Below are 19,209 nucleotides of genomic sequence, written 5' to 3'. Positions count from 1 at the left end.
AGGTTTTATGAATTATAAAGAAATAAGTGAAGTATTTAAAATATTATCAAATGCCAAACGATTAGAAATCATCGATTTATTATCTAATGGTGAGTTATGTGCTTGCGAATTGCAAAAGAAATTTAATGTAACTCAACCAACTCTTTCTTATGATATGAAATTATTAAAAGATGTACATTTAATAAAAGAAAGGGTAGATGGTAGATCTCATTATTATCGTTTAGATGAGAAAAATATAAGAACTATTAATGAAGTTTTTTATAATTTAACAAAAACTAAAAAAGAATAAATAAATGGAGAATATTATGGGAATTTTTACAAAAAAAGAAAAAACTGAAGCAACTCCTTATAATCCAAATGCAAGGATTAAAGTTTTAGGCTCCGGTTGTCCAAAATGTCAGGCTTTAGAGAAAAACGCAATTGAAGCTGTTAAAAACTTGAACAAAACTGATGAAGTAACTCATTTAACAGATATGCATGAAATTGTTAAATATGGTGTTATGAGTACTCCCGCTTTAGTAGTTGATGAGAAAGTTGTAGCAAGTGGAAAGTTATTAAGTCCTGTTGAAATTGAAAAATTAATTTAAGGAATTTAAATAATGAAAATTATTAATGAAAGACGTAGTGTTAGAAGTTTTTCAGATCAAAAAGTTGAAGAAGAAAAAATTTTAAGTGTTTTAAAAGCTGCTATGCAAGCTCCTTCAGCAAAAAACCAACAACCTTGGGAATTTGTAGTAATTGAAAAGGACTCAGTATTAAAAGAATTAGTAAGAGTTAGTAATTATGAAAAATTTGAGAAAGGTGCTTCTATTGCTATAGTAGTATTAGCAAAGACTAAGGATTTAAAATCTGAGAAGTTTTTTCCTCAAGATTTAGGTGCTAGTATTGAAAACCTATTATTAGAAGCTGTGGAACAAGGTTTAGGTGCAACCTGGTTAGGTGTTTATCCTAAAGAGGAAAGAATTGAAGCTTTAAATGATATTTTAGATTTAAAGGAAGGTGTTATTCCTTTTGCATTAATAGCTTTAGGTTATCCTAAAAAAGAAAATCAAAATAAATTCATTGATCGCTTTGATGAAAAAAGAATTCAATGGATAAAGTAATTTGTTATTGAGTTTTTAATGTTGAGGTTTAGATAAATACAAAGTTTATTTGGACCTCAATATATTATTTTTTTTATTAAGATATATTTATTATTAAATTAATTTATATATATACTGTATAATAACTTTTTTGATGTAAAAAAATAAATTTATTATAAATTGACTTGCAAATAGGTTAATTTATGTTAAGTATTTGTTTAGTTTTAAAAAAAATACCTTTTTAAATTTAGAAAAAAAATATTTTTTTGCTCTAAATTTGTTTTATTTTTAAATTATTTTTATAATTGTATATATTGTAAGGAAATATATTTTATAAATATTCTTTTGTAGAATAATATAATTATTAAAATAATCCCTTTTTTGTGTAAAAAAAATCACTAAAATATTTATAATTGCTTGTTTAGTAAGTAAAAAAAAAGTTGACATGTAAGTATAGCTGTGATTAACTTTCTTTATGAAAGAAATATAATAAAAGGAGATTATTATGAAAAAAAACTTTTTAATTGCATTGTTAGCAATTCTATTAGCCGTACCTTCCTTTGTATTTGCAAATGGCCAAGCTGAAGGCTCAAGTGACAAAGAGGTTGAAATTAGATTTTCTACAATATGGGTTGGTGCTGATACAAAAGCTGCTCCTATTAAAGAACTTGTTGATGAATTTAATGCAGATAATGCAGGAAAAATCAAAGTTATTATTGAAGAAAACCCAGACGCTGATGCTTATAGATCTAAAATTAACACAATGCTAGGTTCAGGTTCTGCACCTGATGTTTTTTCATTTAACCCAGACCAAACATCATTTATGTTCTATAACAGTGATGTATTAATGGATTTCAGTGATGAATTAAAAGGAGATTGGAAAAATAGCTTTGTAGAAGGTTCAATTGAAACAGCTACAATTAATGGACAAACTAAATCCTTACCTTATGAAATGGGATATACTCCTATTTGGTATAATATGGATATCTTTAAAAAAGCAGGTGTAACAGAAATTCCAAAGACTTTCGATGAATTCTGGGATGCATGTGATAAAATTAAAGCAGCAGGATATGTTCCTACTTCTCAAATGACAGGTGGAACTAATGCATGGACTTCTATGTTATGGTATTGTCATATTCTAAACGCATTTGGTGGCCCAAATGTTTGGGAAAAAGATTTTGCAACAGATCCAGTATTCGTTGAAGCAGCAGCTATTTTAAATAGAATGTATCAAGATGGAAATACAACTGTTGATGCAATTGGTGGCGATGCAGGTGTTGCAGGTGGTCATTATTTAGCTGGAAATACAGCTATGTTTATCAATGGTCCGTGGTATATCGGTCGTGTTCAATCTGAAGCTCCAGAAGTATTTGCTGCAACAGAAATTGGTCCTGGCCCAGGATCTGAATATTCAAATGGTCAAGTTGGTTTTCCACAATCAAACTTAGTAGCTGCAAATACAAAAGATGCTACTAAAAAAGCAGCTGTAATCAAATTCTTAAAATGGTTAACAACTCCAGAAAATGCAGCACGCGTTTCTCAAGCTTCTGGCGCTATGTTAGCAGTTAAGACTCCTGGTGTAACAGGTAATAGATTACAAACTCAATTTAATGAACAAGTAAATAATGCCTCATTTATACAAACTCACTTCCAATTCAATTTTGCAACTGATGTAATGGCTGAATTTGGACAAGCTTTAGCTAAGATGGCTTCTGGTAATGCAACTCCTGAAGAATTCGTAGCTCAAATAGCAGCAAAAATTCGTTAATTGAAATTTTGTTTGGGCCTAGATTTTTCTAGGCCCGTGATTTAATTTGGAGGACATATGCATAATAAGAACGGAAAAATGATTTTCCTATTTTTATTGCCAGTATTAATTTTATTCACCGCATTTTTTATATATCCACTTACCTATGTAATTGTAACTAGTTTAACTAAGTGGAATGGATTTACTACACCTGAATTTATAAAATTTGGAAACTATAAGTACTTATTTGGTGATGAGTATTTTAGATTATCTTTAAGAAACAATATAGTTTGGGCTATAGTTTTAGGTTTTATTCAAGTTCCAATGGCTTGTATTATGGCTATGATTCTAGCAAGAAGACCTAAAGGCTGGAAAGTTTTAAGAACAGTATATTTTCTACCTAATGTTATATCTCAGGTAGCTTTAGCAATGATGTGGACTGCAATTTATAATGCAAAAAATGGTGTTTTAAATGCATTATTGACATTTGTGGGACTAGGCCATTTAACAAATAACTGGTTAGGAAATATGGATACTGCTTTTGCTGCAGTAATATTTCAACAAGTGTTTTATATTGGGTACTTCATGATTGTTATTCTAGCTTCTAGACTAAGTGTACCTGAATCTTATTATGAAGCTGCTGAATTGGATGGGGCTAGTGTTTTGCAACAAGAGCTTCATATCACCTTGCCAATGTTAAAACCTATTTTAATTACTACAATCACATTAGCACTTGCTTATGGTATGAGACACTTTGAATCAACCTTCTTAATGACTGGAGGCGGTCCTGCTCATGTAACATCTGTTATGGGAATTATGCTTTATACAGATATGCAAGCACTTCGTTATGGTGAAGGTAATGCTATTGGTGCAACTCTCGTAATATTTGGAGGCGCAACAATCGGTCTTATTAGGCATTTCTTAACAAAAAATAGTGATAATTAGGGGGCAAGTAAATGGCTAGTAAAGTAGTAAGAGAAAAAACAAAATTTGGATTTATTGGTACATTTCTAAAATGGTTTTATTTAATATTCTTTTTATGTATAACTGTTTTACCTTTAATTTGGTTGTTCATAACATCTTTTAAAACTAATTTAGAATTTGAAACTGCATCAGCTTTTTCACTCCCCGCAAAATGGCAATTTGGTAACTATTTAAATGCTATATCAATGAGTGGATTACCAAGACTATTTTTAAATTCAATAGTTGTTGCTGTATTTGCAACTGCATTAAACTTGATTGTTTCATCAATGGGTGCTTTTGCAATTTCAAGAGAGAAATTTAAATTTAATAATTTGTTATTAACAGTAATTATGTCTGGAGTTTTAATTCCAATAATTGCTTTAATGGTTCCATATTTTAGATTAATCAATAAAATTCATTTGATTGATAATTTAGGTGGTTTGATTATTGTTTATGCTGCAATTAATTTACCAATATCCGTTTATTTAATTCATGGCTTTATGTCTACTATTCCAAAAGAATTAGAAGAAGCTGCAGTAATTGATGGATGTACTTTTGCACAAAGATTTACAAAAGTAATTTTTCCTTTATCAAAAGCTGGTTTAGCTACAGCAGGTGTTTTAATGTTTATTTATTGTTGGAATGAATTTACTTATGCAATGTTATTAACAAATAGTGCAAGAGCTAGAACATTACAATTAGGAATAAGATATTTTAAATCACAGTTTGTTGTTGATTATACTAGTATGTTAGCTGCAATAGTAATTACTATGTTACCTACAATAATTGTCTATATTTTTATGCATGATCAGATTATTGGTGGAATGACAAATGGAGCTGTAAAAGGATAAATTATATGATTGCTGTAAAAAATATTAACAATAAAATTAGAGTTTGTAATGAAGATGTGGTTTTTATAGAAGATAATAATTTTCTAAGTTTACAAAAAGCAAATGCAGATATAGATATGTATTTGGGAAATTTCTTTATTGAAGATAAGGTCGAAAAATCACAAGATTTTGCTATTACTAATACTAAAATTGAAAATAACCAAGTTGTTTTAAGCTTCAATAGTAAAGATAATGAAGATGCAAAAATTCAATTTGAAGAAAAAGATGGTTTAATTAAAATTAAGTTTATTTCTATTCCTGATAACTATAATAGAATCACAATTAAAGTAAAAGCAGAAAAAAATGAAGCAGTATTTGGTCTTGGAGAACAATTCTCATATTTCAATTTACGAGGTAAAAGCTATCCAATTTTTACTAGTGAACAAGGAGTGGGAAGAAACAAGAATACTGAGATAACAAAATTAGCTGATCAAGCTATGAGAGGAGGTGGGGATTATTATACTACATTTTATCCTCAACCTACTTATGTATCTAGTAGAAAATATTTTATGCATTGTGATACCTATGCTTATTGTAACTTTAATTTTGAAAATGAAGATTATCATGAGATAACCTTTTGGCAAGCTCCTAAAGAAATTGTTATTGGAAGTGCAGCTAATATTTTAGAAGTAGTAAAAAAACTATCAAATTATTTAGGACATCAAGATTTATTCCCAACTTGGGCAATGAAAGGTTTATCTTTAGGAATTCAAGGGGGTAGTGATTATGCCCTTAGTTGTATAAATAAAGCTAAATCTTTGAACTTAGATCTTAATAGTATTTGGATTCAAGATTGGGAAGGCATTAATATAACCTCATTTGGTAAACGATTAAGATGGGACTGGAAATGGGATGAAAAATTGTATCCAAACTTACCTAATATTATTGATGATTTAAAGAAAGATAATATAAAAGTTATGGGATATATTAATCCATATGTTGTGCATGATGGTTCTCTTTGTGAAATAGCAATTAAAAAAGATTATTTAGCCAAAGATAAAAATGGTGAAAACTATTTTGTTGATTTTGGTGAATTTAATTGTGGAATAATTGATTTTACAATACCTGAAGCCTTTGATTGGTATAAAGAAGTAATAAAAGAAAATTTAATTAAATTTGGTCTCTCTGGTTGGATGGCAGACTTTGGTGAATATTTACCAACTGATTGTTATTTAAGAAATGGAGATGCTTTAGTAGAGCATAATAGATGGCCCGGTCTTTGGGCCAAATTAAATTGGCAAGCATGTCATGAACTAGATAGAGATGATATAGTATTCTTTATGAGAGCAGGTAATGCTATGAGCCAAAAATATTGTAAAATAATTTGGGCTGGAGATCAGAATGTAGACTTTAGTGAGGATGATGGACTTCCTAGTGTAATTACATCGGCCTTATCTCTTTCAATGTGTGCTATGGGATTACATCATAGTGATATAGGTGGATACACCACATTATTCAATTTAAAAAGAACAAAAGAATTATTAATTAGATGGGCTGAAATGGCAACTTTTACCTTATTTATGAGAACTCATGAAGGAAACAGACCTGAAGTTAATCACCAATTAATGGATGATGAGATTTCTATAAAAGCTTTTGCTTATTTAGTAAAAATTCATAATATGTTATTTGATTATTTAGCTAATTTAAACATTATAAATCATGAAAGTGGTATTGCAGTTCAAAGACCAATATTTTTCCATTATGATGATGAAAAATATTATAATATTAAAGACCAATATATGCTTGGTGATGAATTAATTGTTGCTCCACAAATAAAAGAAGAGACTTTCTCAAGAAAGGTTATTTTACCAGAGGATGATTGGATTCATATCTTTAGTGGTAAAGCCTTTAAAGGTGGTGAATATGAGGTTGAAACACCATATTTAACTCCAGCAGTTTTTTATAAAAAAGCTGGTAAATTTGCTTCATTATTTGAACAAATTAGGAAAGTCGAGAAGCCTTTAATATAATGATTATTGCATTAGAATGTTTTATATTTGATATAAAACATTCATTGCATAAATAAAATTATAGACATAATCATAAAAAATGAGTATTCTCAAATTAGGGATTTTATAAAAATTAAAAACGATATAGATAACGATTAAGACAATTTGCATTTAATTAATGTTATACTTCTATATGAGCTTTTTGTTTAATTGTCAGGGGGATACTTATTAAACTTTTTAAATCATTAGTTCATTATATTCAATTAGAAAAAAGATTGTTGAAGAATAATCAAGAATCTGTAAAAGAAGACTTAGATAGGCTGTTAAAGATTATCTTACCAGCTTGTATAATTCTTTTCTTATCTCTTGTTATTATTTCTCAATATACAAAACCTGATTTGTCAGTAACTGTTTTATATGGAGTTGGGGCAATATTAAGTTTGGTTTGTTACGTCACAATCTTAAAATCAAATAGTTTTAACTTACATTTATTAACTTATTATTTAGTAGCTGTTTTTGTATTTTGCTTTTTTATATACATTGGGGCTATTATGCGACCAACTTCAACTGGAACTAGTATAGTTGTATTACTCGCATTATTACCCTTGTTAATACCCGATAGTTTTATAAGAGTTAATGGGACATTATTAGTATTTTATTTATCTTATGTGGTTGTATGTCTTGTTATTAAACCTTTTGATATTGCAATTGAGGATGTAATAAATTCCACTTGCTTTACTTTAATAGGGTTTTTATTAGGAAATAATTATCGTCATATTAAATTAATGAGTTTTGATATTCAAAGAGAATCTAAAGAAAATGAACATATTGATTTTTTAACTGGATTACCAAATAGAAGATTAATGTATATTAAGATCTCTAATAGTGAAAAAAAGAATAATCCATTACCAATTACTGGTGTTATGATGATGGATATAGATCATTTTAAATTATATAACGATAGCAAAGGACACCTAAAAGGAGACCTTTGTCTAAAATCTTTATCAAAATTGTATGAAAAAATTTCAGTAGAAAAAGATATTGAGATCTTTAGATATGGTGGTGAAGAATTTATTGCATTCTATTATGGTCATGATGAAGATAAGTTAAATGATATTGCTAATTTTATTTTAGACGAAGTTAGAAAATTAAGTATTGAATTTAAAGAGTCAAAAGAAAAAATTGTTACAATTAGTTTAGGTTATACATTCTCTCTTCCTACTGAAAACATTGGAACTAATTATTTAATTGATATAGCAGATAAGGCTTTGTATTTAGCAAAGAATAGTGGCAGAAATAATGTAAAGAAAATATAATAGGAATTTTAATTTGAAAACAAGAAACAAAAGGGCATTACTATTCATATTATTTTTATCTATTAATACTTTGTTATTTGCGGTAGAGGAAAAAGATTATGTTCATTATAAAGAATATAATTATTCAAAAGATTATATTTTAGAAAAAAATTTTGATACAATTTATTTAGTAGCTGCAAGTCCCACTAGCGATAATTTAGGCTCTTTAGGAGCTCATGCTTTTATTGTTTTAGCACATGGTGAAGATTTTTCGGATTCTTTTGCAATTAATTATTATGCATATCATGAAAGGCTTTCAAATTTTGCTAAAAGTATAAAAGGCGCAACAAAAGGTTTAACTGGCTATGTTGATATTAGAGAATTTCATGAAATTACTGAAAGATATACAATAGGGCAGAACCGTAGCTTATTTGTATATAAAACGAATATTGATAAATCTTATATTCCAATTTTTTTAGATAAGGTTTATGAAAATAAAAATAAAGATTTAAGATATCAATTTTTCACATATAATTGTTCTTCTTTTTTAGGAGATATTTTTTCAACAATATTAGATACTGCTGATAAAGATTATTATTTTCCAAATCTTATTATGCCAGCCCGATTAATATATTTATTTAAAGAGCAAGGTTTGATAGTAGATAGTAAAATAATAAGTCCTCCATTAGTAAAAATTCTTTATAATAATATAGACATGGATAAAGAAGATATTATTGATAGATATGATTACTTTAATACTCATAATAGAGAAACAACAGTAGATGATGGATTTGAAAAATTTAATGTGAGTTTTGATAATTTTGAATCAAATACTATCTTTAGTGAAAATGTTTCTAAATTATATTTAGGTATGGATAATTATAATTTTTCATTTGGTTTTTCTTTGTTTGATAATCAACTTTATGAGCAGAGACAGAGTGCTATAGAATTATATGATTTTAAATTGTTTGATACTTTATTTAATTTTAATAATGGACTAAAGCTTAAAAAATTGACCTTATTAGAAAAATCTAAATATCCAAAAATCAATTACTCAACTTATAAACCTTCGAAGTATCTAATTATTAAATACAATGAAAATAATTCATCAATAGATATTAATGGTGGATTAGGTTTATCTTTTGGAACACTAAATAGTGTTTTTTCAGTAATTCCAACAGTAGAAACAAATATTAGCGATTTAATGCTTACATTAAGGATTAAAAGTCTCTTTTGTTTTTATTTACCCAATATGTATTTCTTAGTTAATTTTGATTATCCAATTTATAATGAAACTATAAATTCAAGTAAGCAATTAGAAGTTAATTTGGGATATAACTTCAATGATAAATATTCTTTATCTGGAGCATATGATATTTTAAAAAATCAATTTAATGTTTATTTTGTTTATAAATTTTATCCATTAATAAAATAAAAATTATGACTTCTGTGATTAAGTTGCTTAAATAATAATTAATATTTATTAAATTATAAGTGTGAGGTAGATATTATGAAAAAATGTAGTACATGTGATGTTGAAATGTTAGAAGATTATCAATTGAAAGGTACAAAAAGTGATTTATATATCCAAAAAGAAGGAATTTGCGGAATAACTTTGAATACAATAAGCATTGCTGTTTGTCCAAAATGTGGAAAAGTAGAAATGTATGTTGATCCTAAAAAGATTCAAGGTAATTTTTAAAATTAGATAATTAAATAAATTCCTAATATCAAAAATTAAAATATGTTATAATACCACCTTGTTTGAATTAATTTAAAAGCGGTATTATAGAGTTGCATATCTAATTAGAAAAAATTTTTGAGAGGCATTTATGAGAGATGGATTAATAAAAGTAGCAACATATTCTCCAATCAATTATACACTTGATTTAGAAAACAATAAGAACAATATAATTGAAGGAATAAAAAAAGCAGCCGAGATGGGTGTAAAAGTTATTACTTTTCCTGAATTAAGTATTACATCTTATACAGTAGGTGATTTGTTTTTAAATCAAATGGTTGTAGAGAAATCTATGAAAATGCTTGAGGAAATTACTCTTGCTACAAAACGTGTTTCTCAAATAGTTGCAATTGTTGGAACTTTATATGTTCATAATAATAAATTATATAATTGCGCAGCTGTTATAAATAACGGAAAAATCTTAGGTATCGTACCTAAAGTAAATATCCCAAACTATCAAGAATTTTATGAAAAGAGATGGTTTGTAACTCCTAAAGATGAAAATGTTGAAATAACATTATTTAATCAAAAAACATATTTTGGTACTAGATTATTATTTAATTGTGAAAATATTGAAAATTTAGTAATTGCTGTTGAAATTTGTGAAGATCTTTGGGTTCCTAATAGTCCTAGTCTTATTCATAGTGTAGCTGGTGCTACAATAATAGCAAATCCTTCAGCTACTGATGATATCGTTTCAAAAAGTGATTATCGACGTGATTTAGTTGCCATTCAAAGTGCAAAGTGTATTTGTGCTTATTTATATGCTGGTGCAGGTTGTGGGGAATCTACAACTGATTTGGTATTTAATGCTCATAATCTTATTTGTTCTAACGGAAAAGTTTTGATAGATGAAGAAGAGAAGAGTGGAGAGATAAACACAGCAATTGTTGATGTTCAACATTTATCTTTAGATAGAAGAAAAATGAATACTTTCTATAAAGATGTTGAAGGTTATAAAACAATTAATTTTAATTTGAATCAGGAAGTTACCGATTTATCAGAGTATAAAATTTCAAAAACTCCATTCATTCCTGCAAGTGATGCATTAATGAAACAAAGATGTGAAAAGATTTTAACACTTCAAGCTTTAGGTTTAGTTAGAAGATTACAAGCTGCACATTGTGAACATGCTGTATTAGGCCTTTCTGGAGGCTTAGATTCTACATTAGCACTATTAGTTACAATAAGGGCTTTTAAAAAAGCCAATATTGATTTAAGTAATATTTTAGCTATTTCAATGCCTTGTTTTGGTACAACAAAAAGAACTAAATCAAATTCAGAAAAATTAGCTAATGCAATGGGTGTTAGTTTTAAAGAAATAAACATTACAAAAGCAGTAAAACAACATTTCAAAGATCTTGAACATGATGAAACTATACAGAATGTTGTTTATGAAAATTCTCAAGCTAGAGAGAGAACTCAGATTTTAATGGACTATGCTAATAAAAATAATGCTTTAGTTATTGGAACTGGAGATTTATCTGAATTAGCTTTAGGTTGGGCAACATATAATGGAGACCATATGTCAATGTATGGGGTTAATTCTTCAGTTCCTAAAACCTTAGTAAGACATTTAGTAAATTATAGTGCAAGTATATTAGAAGAAAATACCTCAAAGGTATTATTAGACATAATTGATACCCCTGTTAGTCCTGAATTGTTACCACCAAGTGGAGATGGTACAATAGCTCAAAAAACAGAGGAATTTGTTGGCCCATATATTTTACATGATTTCTTCTTATATTATTTTGTTAGATGTTCTTTCTCAATTTCAAAAATTAGAAGATTAGCAATTTTGGCATTTAAAGAAGATTTTTCTACAGAAATAATTGATAAATGGTTAGACGTATTTGTTAAGAGATTTTTTGCTCAACAATTTAAAAGATCCACATTACCAGATGGTCCAAAGGTGGGTAGTGTTACGCTAAGTCCAAGAGGAGATTGGAGAATGCCGAGCGATGCAGTTAACATTTCGTTCCTTGAAGATACTAAACACTTGTAGAGTATCAGTTATTATTACTTATATTCAAAATTAAATAATTTATACTAAAAATAATTTTATTTGCTTTTTTGCAACTTTTTTGTAACAATATAGTCTATGTTATAGTTATATGTTATGTGAAACAACAAAGAGTATATAACTATTTAGTGAAATTATTATTATAGGAGTTTATATTATGAATAAAAAAGTTTGGGGTTTAATTTTAGCATTATGCTTAATTGTACCAGTAAGTTTAAGTGCAGAAGTATTAGATTTTAGCATTGGCGCTACAGCACAATATAAAATGACTGCAGATAATGTAGGTGGATCTTCAACAGAGGATTTATTGGATATTGATAATTATCGTTTTGGTGCTGAAGCAAGAGTTAAGTTCTTATTAATTGAAGCAGCTGATACAGCTCTTATTGGACCTACATCAAATGGTGTTGAAGTTTCAAATTTAATGACAGCTGGTTTAAGTTTAGATTTAATGAACTTAGTTAGATTAGGTGTTGGTTTAGGACCTGAATTTACTATGTTTATTGATGACTCTGGTAATGTAACAGCTGATGAAGCTGGATTAGAACCTTTTGATTTTGCTGATGTATTTATGAAATCAAATTGTACATATAAAGTAAATGCTGATATTTTATTAGGTGGTTTAACACTTTCAGCTAATTATACTGTTCCTTCAGTAGGTTTCAACATTGATAACATTGTTGAAAATGGTTTTGATGTTAATGACTTAGCTCCACAAGATTTCGAAAATGGAAGATTTGGAATTTCAGTTTTAATTTCTTTAATCTAGTATAATTAATATAATTAAGAGGAAGAGGGGTATATCCCCTCTTTTTTTGTCTTTTATTATGTTAGAAAAATGTTAATTTTTTCTAATGTAATTTTTTTTATCTTGATTTCTCAAATATATATTGCTATTGTTATATCGAAATATTTCGATGTGAGAAAATGATGGATAAGTTTAGTAATGATGCAAAAGTGTTTAAGGCTCTTTGTGATGTAAATAGGTTAAAAATATTAGAGTTGTTAAGAGAAGGTGAAAAATGTGCTTGTGAGCTACAAGAGAATGTTGATATTGTGCAATCCTCTCTCTCTTATCATATGAAGATATTAGTTGAATCGGGTATTGTTGAAAGCACTCATGATGGCAAATGGATTTATTATAAAATATCTCAAGATGGAAGTGATAAAGCAATTGAGATTCTAAGAGAGATAACAAATGTTGAAGATAAAAATAAAGCTATTCATCGATGTACAAGTAAATGTCTTGTAAAATAATTTTAAAATGAAGGCAAAAAATGGGAAAGAAAGAAATAAGTTTTTTTGAAAAATATTTAAGCATATGGGTCGTTTTATGTATGGTGTTAGGAGTTTTTATTGGAGAATTTCTTCCTCAGGTACCGACCTTTTTAAATAAATTTGAATATTACAATGTCTCCCTTCCAATTTCTATTTTAATTTGGTTAATGATTTATCCAATGATGTTAAAAATAGATTTTAAGAGTGTTGTAAATATTGGAAAAAATCCAAAAGGATTATATGTAACTTGGATAGTTAATTGGCTTATAAAGCCCTTTACTATGTTTGGGATTGCTTGGTTATTCTTTTTTGTAATATTTAAGAATTTTATTCCAAATGAATTAGCTACAGATTATTTATCTGGTGCTGTATTATTAGGAGCAGCTCCTTGTACAGCTATGGTTTTTGTTTGGAGCCATTTAACAAAAGGAAATCCAGCTTATACTGTAGTGCAAGTTGCAACAAATGATATTATTATATTAATTGCTTTTACTCCTATAGTAGCCTTTTTGCTAGGTGTTAGCGGGGTAGTAATACCTTGGGGAACTTTAATTTTATCAGTTGTGTTATTCGTTGTTATCCCTTTAACTTTGGGTATATTAACTAGAATTTATGTAACCAAAAAACATGGTTTAAAATTCTTTAATGAAGTATTTATCCCAAAATTTAATAATGTAACAATAATTGGATTATTATTAACATTAGTTATAATTTTCTCTTTCCAAGGAGATGTTATTATTAATAATCCTTTCCATATAATTTTGATTGCTGTTCCATTAATTATTCAAACTTTTTTAATATTTTTTATTGCATATTTTGCAAGTAAAGCTTTGAAATTGCCTCATAATATAGCAGCTCCAGCCGCAATGATTGGTGCCTCAAATTTCTTTGAATTAGCTGTAGCTGTAGCAATAGCATTATTTAGTGCTAAAAGTCCGGTAGCTCTAGCAACAATTGTTGGAGTTTTAGTTGAAGTACCAGTGATGCTAACACTTGTAAAAATAGCAAATAATACTAAAGGATGGTTTGTAAGTGAATAAATTGAAAGTAGCTTTTATATGTGTACATAATTCTTGTAGAAGTCAGATTGCTGAAGCATTAGGTAAAAAGTATGGTAGTGAAGTTTTTGAAAGTTATTCTGCAGGTACAGAAGTTAAAGATAAAATAAACCAAGATGCGGTTAGACTGATTAAAGATATTTATAATATTGATATGGAAGAAACTCAAAAATCTAAGTTGATAGAAACTTTGCCTCCAATTGATGTAGTTATTACAATGGGTTGTAATGTTAATTGTCCATATCTTCCTTCAAAACATAGAGAAGATTGGGGATTGGATGATCCAACAGGTAAAAGTGATTATGAGTTCAAAAAAATTATTTCTACTATTGAACAAAATATTTTTGACTTAATGGAAAGAATTCAAAATAATACTTTATTTTAGATTTGACGAATTGCTTTATTAGTACACTTTTTGTTTTGTTTTTTAGCAAATAGAAAGTGTATTTTTTTTATTTATCAAATTTATGGTATTTAAATTTATAAATTTTGTGGTTTTTTTATTTTTTTCTATAATTCTGTTTATGTTTTTTTATATTTCTATTACTTTAAAACTATGGTAATATAATAGGAAGTTAGGAGAGATTATTATGAAAAGATTTGGATTTAAAGATTTTTTTATTAAACCGATATTATTATCAGTGGTTACTTTTTTTATAATTTTCTTTTTCTTTCCAAGTTTTAGTACTGAATATTTGAATGTCGGATTCTCAACATCTTCAGATAGTTTGGAGAAAGTTGAATCTTTGTCTAAGGACATAATGGATAAAACTGGTCAATCATTAGATGATATTAAGGACCAAATTAATACTGACGATTTAAGTAATTTGGTTAATACTTTTGGAGAGTAAATTTTTGTGTCTTATAAAATAATATTTTTAGGAACTGGAACAAGTCATGGTGTGCCATCAATTGGTTGCAAGTGTGAGACTTGTTTGTCTAAAGATCCAAAAGATAATAGATTAAGAAGTAGTATTTTATTAGAAAGAAATGATAAAAAAATTATTATTGATACAGGCCCAGAATTAAGGATTCAAGCTTTAAGAGCTGATTTAAGTCATCTTGATGCAGTATTATATACTCACACTCATGCAGATCATTTAAATGGGATTGATGATTTAAGATCTTTTACAAATAGAGAAACCCCTTTACCTTTATATGGCGATAAAAAAACAATCGAAGAAATTACTTTCCGTTTTTCTTATATATTTAAAGGGACAATCAATAATACAATTATTCCTAATTTGTCAGCTAATGTTTTAAATCCTTTTGAAAAATATAATATTGCAGGATTTGAAATAACTCCTTTAATAGTAAATCATGGAAAATTAGAAATATTTGGATATAAAATATTTAATATGGCTTATTTAACTGATTGTAATAGTCTAAATAAAGAAAGCTATAAATATTTGAAAAATTTAGATTTATTGGTTTTAGATGCTTTACAGCATTGGCCACATAAAACACATTTTACATTAGAACAGGCTATTGAAGAGGCAAGAAAAATTGGTGCCAAAAAAACTCTCTTTACTCATATTGCCCATGGAATAAAGCATGATAGGGATAGTAAAATCTTAGATGATAATATGGCTCTTTCCTATGATACTTTATCAATTGAATTGGAGGAATAATGGATAGTTTATTTAGTGATAAAGATTTTGAAGAAGGGAAAATCCTTCAAGAAAAAAATGAAATGACAACAATTGATTTAGCGTTCGGTGAAGAAAAAAAAGAAAATAATAAAATTGAAATAGAAAATGCCGTAAATATCTTAGATGTTGATGAAGAAGAAAGAAATGAATTTTACATAATTGATGGCTTTGGATTAATATTTAGATCTTATTATGGTTTTATAACTAATCCTTTATTTGATAAGGATGGGAATAATATATCTGCAATATATGGTTTTTTTAATACTTTATTTATGGTTATTAGAGAATATAATCCATCATATTTAGTTGTTGCTTTAGATTCAAAAGGACCAACTTTTAGACATGAATTGTATGAAGAATATAAGGCAAACAGAGATGATGCTCCACAGGATTTAAAAGATCAAATACCAGTGATTATTGATTTATTAGAAAAAATAAATATTCCAACTATAGCAAAACCTGGTTTAGAAGCAGATGATATTATTGCATATTTGTGTGATAAAGCTGTTTCTAATAAACTTAATGCAATTATGTTTACAGCAGATAAAGATTTATTACAATTAGTTAATAATCACGTGTATTCTTTACGTCCACCAAAAAAAGGCCAAAAAGAATATCGATTATTTGGTCCAAGTGAAGTTGAAAATGAATTTTCTGTTCGACCTGAACAAATAGTAGATTACTTAACTTTATTAGGGGATAAAAGTGATAATGTACCTGGTGTTAAAGGTATTGGGGCAAAAGGTGCAGTCAAGTTATTAAATGAATATAAAACGATAGAAAATATTTATGATAATATAGATCATTTAAGTAAAGGTATAAAATCTAAATTATTAGAATCAAAAGACCTGGCTAAATTATCTAAAACTTTAGTTAAGTTAAAAATTGATGATACATTATTTGATTCTTTCGATGTTGAAGACTTTAATTTAAATAATATGAATCTAGAGAATATCGTTCCCTATTTTGAAAAAATAAGATCAAAATCTTTAATCGCTCAAGTTAAAAAAATTGCAGATAAAACTACAATTAAAGAAATTGAGAATCATGAAGTTAATAATGAAAGTTTTGATGAAGAAGTTGAAGTATTAGCTGATGATGAATTATTAGGCGCATCAACATTAAAACCTATAGATACTTTAAGTGATTTAGAATCAAAGCTTAAAGAAATTAGTGAAAGTACTAATTTAATGGCTTTTGATACTGAAACAACTAGCGAAGATCCAATAAAAGCTGATTTAGTTGGGTTCTCATTTTCCAGCAAAATCAAAGAAGCTTATTATTTCCCTGTTGTTTGTGGAGGGAAAAGAATCCACGAAGAAAAGGATATTTTACCAATATTAAAAAAATATTTAGAAGAAAAGCCTATAGCAATTATAGGGCATAATATTAAATATGATTATAAAGTAATGAAAAGATTTGGTGTTGAATTAAAAAACATCGTCTTTGATACAATGATTGCTGCTTGGTTATATGAAAGTAACTCTCCATCATTTAAAATGGATAGTTTAGCTCTTAAATATTTAAATTACCTTTGTGTATCTTTTAAAGATGTTGTTGAAAAGGGAAAATTATTTAGTGATGTAGAAAAATCTATTGCTGTAGCTTATGCAGCTGAAGACAGTGATATTACATTTAGATTGTATAAATTCTTTAATAAAGCATTAAATGATTCTTTGAAAAAAGTTCTTTATGATATTGAATTGCCTTTAATTACAATATTAGCAAATATGGAATTAGAAGGAATAAAAGTATCAATTGAAAAATTAAATAATTTATCGAAAATATTTGGAGAAAGGATTCAATCTAATTTAGAAGAAGTCTATAAATCTAGTGGACATGAATTTAACTTAAATTCAACAAAACAACTTCAAGAAGTTTTATTTAAAGAAAAAGGGCTGCCTGCAAAAAAGAAAACTAAAACAGGCTATTCAACAGCAACAGATGTTTTAGAAAGTTTAATTGATGAAGATCCTATTATTAAAAAAATATTGGATTATAGATCAATTAATAAATTAAAATCTACATATGTTGATACATTCCCATCTTTAGTAAATGAAGAAACACATAGGATTCATACCTCATTTTTGCAATTTGGGACTGCTACAGGTAGATTAAGTTCCATTAATCCAAATTTGCAAAACATACCAATTAGAAGTGATGAAGGTAGAAAAATTCGAGAAGCTTTTGTTCCTAAAGACGGTTGTGTATTGATGAGTGCTGACTATGCTCAAATTGAGTTAGTAGTATTAGCTCATGTAGCAAATGATAAATCTCTTCAAAATGCTTTTATTAGTGGTGAAGATGTTCATAAATTTACTGCATCATTAATTTTTGATAAGAAACTTGAAGAAATAACTAGTGATGAAAGACGTGTTGCTAAAACAATTAATTTTGGCGTTATGTATGGAATGAGTGCGTTTAGATTAGCTAAAGAACTATCAATAAGTAGAAGTGAAGCTAGTTCCTTTATTAAAGCTTATTTTGCAAGATATTCTAATGTTGCTAAGTTCATTGATCAAACAATCTCCCAAGTTCGTAAAACTCAAAAAATAACTACACTAATGGGACATATAAGAAATATTCCAAAAATTAATAGTAAAAATAGATTAGAAAAAGCTGCAAGTGAAAGAGTTGCTGTTAATTCTATAATTCAAGGTTCTGCAGCCGAAATTATGAAAATTGGTATGATTGGTGTAGATAAAGCATTGAGAGAAAATAATTTAAAATCTAAGGTTTTATTACAAGTTCATGATGAAGTTATTCTAGAGGTTTATAAAGAAGAAATTGAAGTAGTTCAGTCATTATTAAAGAATACTCTAGAAAATGCATATAAACTTTCTATTCCTTTAAGAGTTAGTATTGAAATAGGAAATAGTTGGGGAGAAATGCATTAATGAAAGTAATTGGACTTACCGGTAAAGCTTGTGCAGGTAAAAATCAAGTTGCAAAAGCTTTAGAAGAAAAAGGTTTTTATGTAATTGATGCTGATTTAATAGGTCATGATGCTCTAGAAAACAATAAAGATAAAATTAAAGAAACCTTTGGTGATAGTGTTATATCTAATGATAAAGTTGATAGAAGAGCACTTGGTAATATAGTATTTTCTTCTAAAGCTAAAATGCGTTTATTAGAAAATATAGTACATCCATATGTAAAAGAATATTGTAAAAAAGAGATTGCAAAAAGTAATAAAAATATAATTATAAATGCAGCTCTTTTGCAGAAAGGTGATTTAGTAGAACTTTGTGAACAAGTGATTTTTGTAAAAGCTTCAGTGTTTGTAAGATATAAACGTTCAAAAAAACGTGATAAAAGAAGTTTGCTTTGGTTTATTGAGAGAGAAATTTCTCAAAAAAATATTAGTGTTCGATGCTTAAAGAAAGAAATTAAAAATGTCTTTATTGTGAACAATCAAACTTCAATTAAGGAAATTTATCGACAAATAGACAACTATTGTGATATATTTATAGAAGGAAAGTAGATAAAAAAATTAAAAAATTTGGAATATTAATGTTTCAAATAACTAAT

At 27.6% G+C, this 19,209-nt stretch carries 19 protein-coding genes; all 19 read left to right on the top strand.

Annotation, left to right across the window (positions count from 1 at the left end; genetic code table 11):
• Nucleotides 1-7: 7 nt before the first annotated feature.
• The 19 genes from ACZ5RS_RS00645 (at nt 8) to coaE (ending at nt 19,162) form a co-directional block, all read left to right on the top strand.
• Nucleotides 8-289, top strand: a complete 282-nt coding sequence (locus ACZ5RS_RS00645; RefSeq protein WP_464636938.1) for an ArsR/SmtB family transcription factor — start codon at nt 8-10, stop codon at nt 287-289.
• Nucleotides 290-305: 16 nt separating this feature from the next.
• Nucleotides 306-587 carry a thioredoxin family protein gene (locus ACZ5RS_RS00640; protein WP_464636937.1) on the top strand — a complete coding sequence of 94 codons (282 nt, stop codon included), beginning with the start codon at nt 306-308 and terminating at the stop codon, nt 585-587.
• Between the two features lie 12 nt (nt 588-599).
• Nucleotides 600-1,103, top strand: coding sequence for a nitroreductase family protein (locus ACZ5RS_RS00635; protein WP_464636936.1), 504 nt, complete (start codon nt 600-602; stop codon nt 1,101-1,103).
• Nucleotides 1,104-1,587: 484 nt separating this feature from the next.
• Entirely contained in the window at nt 1,588-2,850 is a 1,263-nt protein-coding gene (locus ACZ5RS_RS00630; protein ID WP_464636935.1) for an ABC transporter substrate-binding protein, read from the top strand.
• Nucleotides 2,851-2,907: 57 nt separating this feature from the next.
• A complete protein-coding gene (locus tag ACZ5RS_RS00625) occupies nt 2,908-3,774 on the top strand; it encodes a carbohydrate ABC transporter permease (protein ID WP_464636934.1) in 867 nt (288 codons plus the stop codon).
• 11 nt (nt 3,775-3,785) lie between these two features.
• On the top strand, nt 3,786-4,643 hold the full coding sequence (locus ACZ5RS_RS00620; protein WP_464636933.1) for a carbohydrate ABC transporter permease: 858 nt from the start codon (nt 3,786-3,788) through the stop codon (nt 4,641-4,643).
• A 5-nt stretch (nt 4,644-4,648) separates the two neighbouring features.
• Nucleotides 4,649-6,652 carry an alpha-glucosidase gene (locus ACZ5RS_RS00615; RefSeq protein WP_464636932.1) on the top strand — a complete coding sequence of 668 codons (2,004 nt, stop codon included), beginning with the start codon at nt 4,649-4,651 and terminating at the stop codon, nt 6,650-6,652.
• Between the two features lie 257 nt (nt 6,653-6,909).
• Nucleotides 6,910-7,947: a GGDEF domain-containing protein gene (locus ACZ5RS_RS00610; RefSeq protein WP_464636931.1), complete on the top strand. Its 1,038-nt coding sequence runs from the start codon at nt 6,910-6,912 to the stop codon at nt 7,945-7,947.
• A gap of 13 nt (nt 7,948-7,960) precedes the next feature.
• Nucleotides 7,961-9,361 carry a lipoprotein N-acyltransferase Lnb domain-containing protein gene (locus ACZ5RS_RS00605; protein ID WP_464636930.1) on the top strand — a complete coding sequence of 467 codons (1,401 nt, stop codon included), beginning with the start codon at nt 7,961-7,963 and terminating at the stop codon, nt 9,359-9,361.
• Nucleotides 9,362-9,436: 75 nt separating this feature from the next.
• Nucleotides 9,437-9,628: a hypothetical protein gene (locus ACZ5RS_RS00600; protein WP_464636929.1), complete on the top strand. Its 192-nt coding sequence runs from the start codon at nt 9,437-9,439 to the stop codon at nt 9,626-9,628.
• 130 nt (nt 9,629-9,758) lie between these two features.
• Nucleotides 9,759-11,672 carry an NAD(+) synthase gene (locus ACZ5RS_RS00595; RefSeq protein ID WP_464636928.1) on the top strand — a complete coding sequence of 638 codons (1,914 nt, stop codon included), beginning with the start codon at nt 9,759-9,761 and terminating at the stop codon, nt 11,670-11,672.
• Nucleotides 11,673-11,847: 175 nt separating this feature from the next.
• Complete coding sequence (locus ACZ5RS_RS00590; RefSeq protein WP_464636927.1) at nt 11,848-12,459, top strand: hypothetical protein; 612 nt, start codon at nt 11,848-11,850, stop codon at nt 12,457-12,459.
• Between the two features lie 158 nt (nt 12,460-12,617).
• Nucleotides 12,618-12,947 carry an ArsR/SmtB family transcription factor gene (locus ACZ5RS_RS00585; RefSeq protein WP_464636926.1) on the top strand — a complete coding sequence of 110 codons (330 nt, stop codon included), beginning with the start codon at nt 12,618-12,620 and terminating at the stop codon, nt 12,945-12,947.
• A 20-nt stretch (nt 12,948-12,967) separates the two neighbouring features.
• Nucleotides 12,968-14,008 (top strand): ACR3 family arsenite efflux transporter, encoded by a 1,041-nt coding sequence (arsB, locus tag ACZ5RS_RS00580; protein WP_464636925.1) that lies wholly within the window; start codon nt 12,968-12,970, stop codon nt 14,006-14,008.
• Entirely contained in the window at nt 14,001-14,411 is a 411-nt protein-coding gene (locus ACZ5RS_RS00575) for an arsenate reductase ArsC (RefSeq protein WP_464636924.1), read from the top strand. Before arsB ends, ACZ5RS_RS00575 begins: the two co-directional genes overlap by 8 nt.
• A 205-nt stretch (nt 14,412-14,616) precedes the next feature.
• Nucleotides 14,617-14,877, top strand: a complete 261-nt coding sequence (locus ACZ5RS_RS00570) for a hypothetical protein (RefSeq protein ID WP_464636923.1) — start codon at nt 14,617-14,619, stop codon at nt 14,875-14,877.
• Nucleotides 14,878-14,883: 6 nt separating this feature from the next.
• Complete coding sequence (locus ACZ5RS_RS00565; RefSeq protein WP_464636922.1) at nt 14,884-15,657, top strand: MBL fold metallo-hydrolase; 774 nt, start codon at nt 14,884-14,886, stop codon at nt 15,655-15,657.
• A complete protein-coding gene (gene polA / locus ACZ5RS_RS00560; RefSeq protein WP_464636921.1) occupies nt 15,657-18,575 on the top strand; it encodes a DNA polymerase I in 2,919 nt (972 codons plus the stop codon). Before ACZ5RS_RS00565 ends, polA begins: the two co-directional genes overlap by 1 nt.
• Nucleotides 18,575-19,162, top strand: coding sequence for a dephospho-CoA kinase (coaE, locus tag ACZ5RS_RS00555; RefSeq protein WP_464636920.1), 588 nt, complete (start codon nt 18,575-18,577; stop codon nt 19,160-19,162). The genes polA and coaE overlap by 1 nt, the downstream gene beginning before the upstream one ends.
• Nucleotides 19,163-19,209: the final 47 nt, after the last annotated feature.

Source organism: Pleomorphochaeta caudata (assembly GCF_055395745.1).
This window is presented reverse-complemented; position numbering and strand designations above follow the sequence as displayed.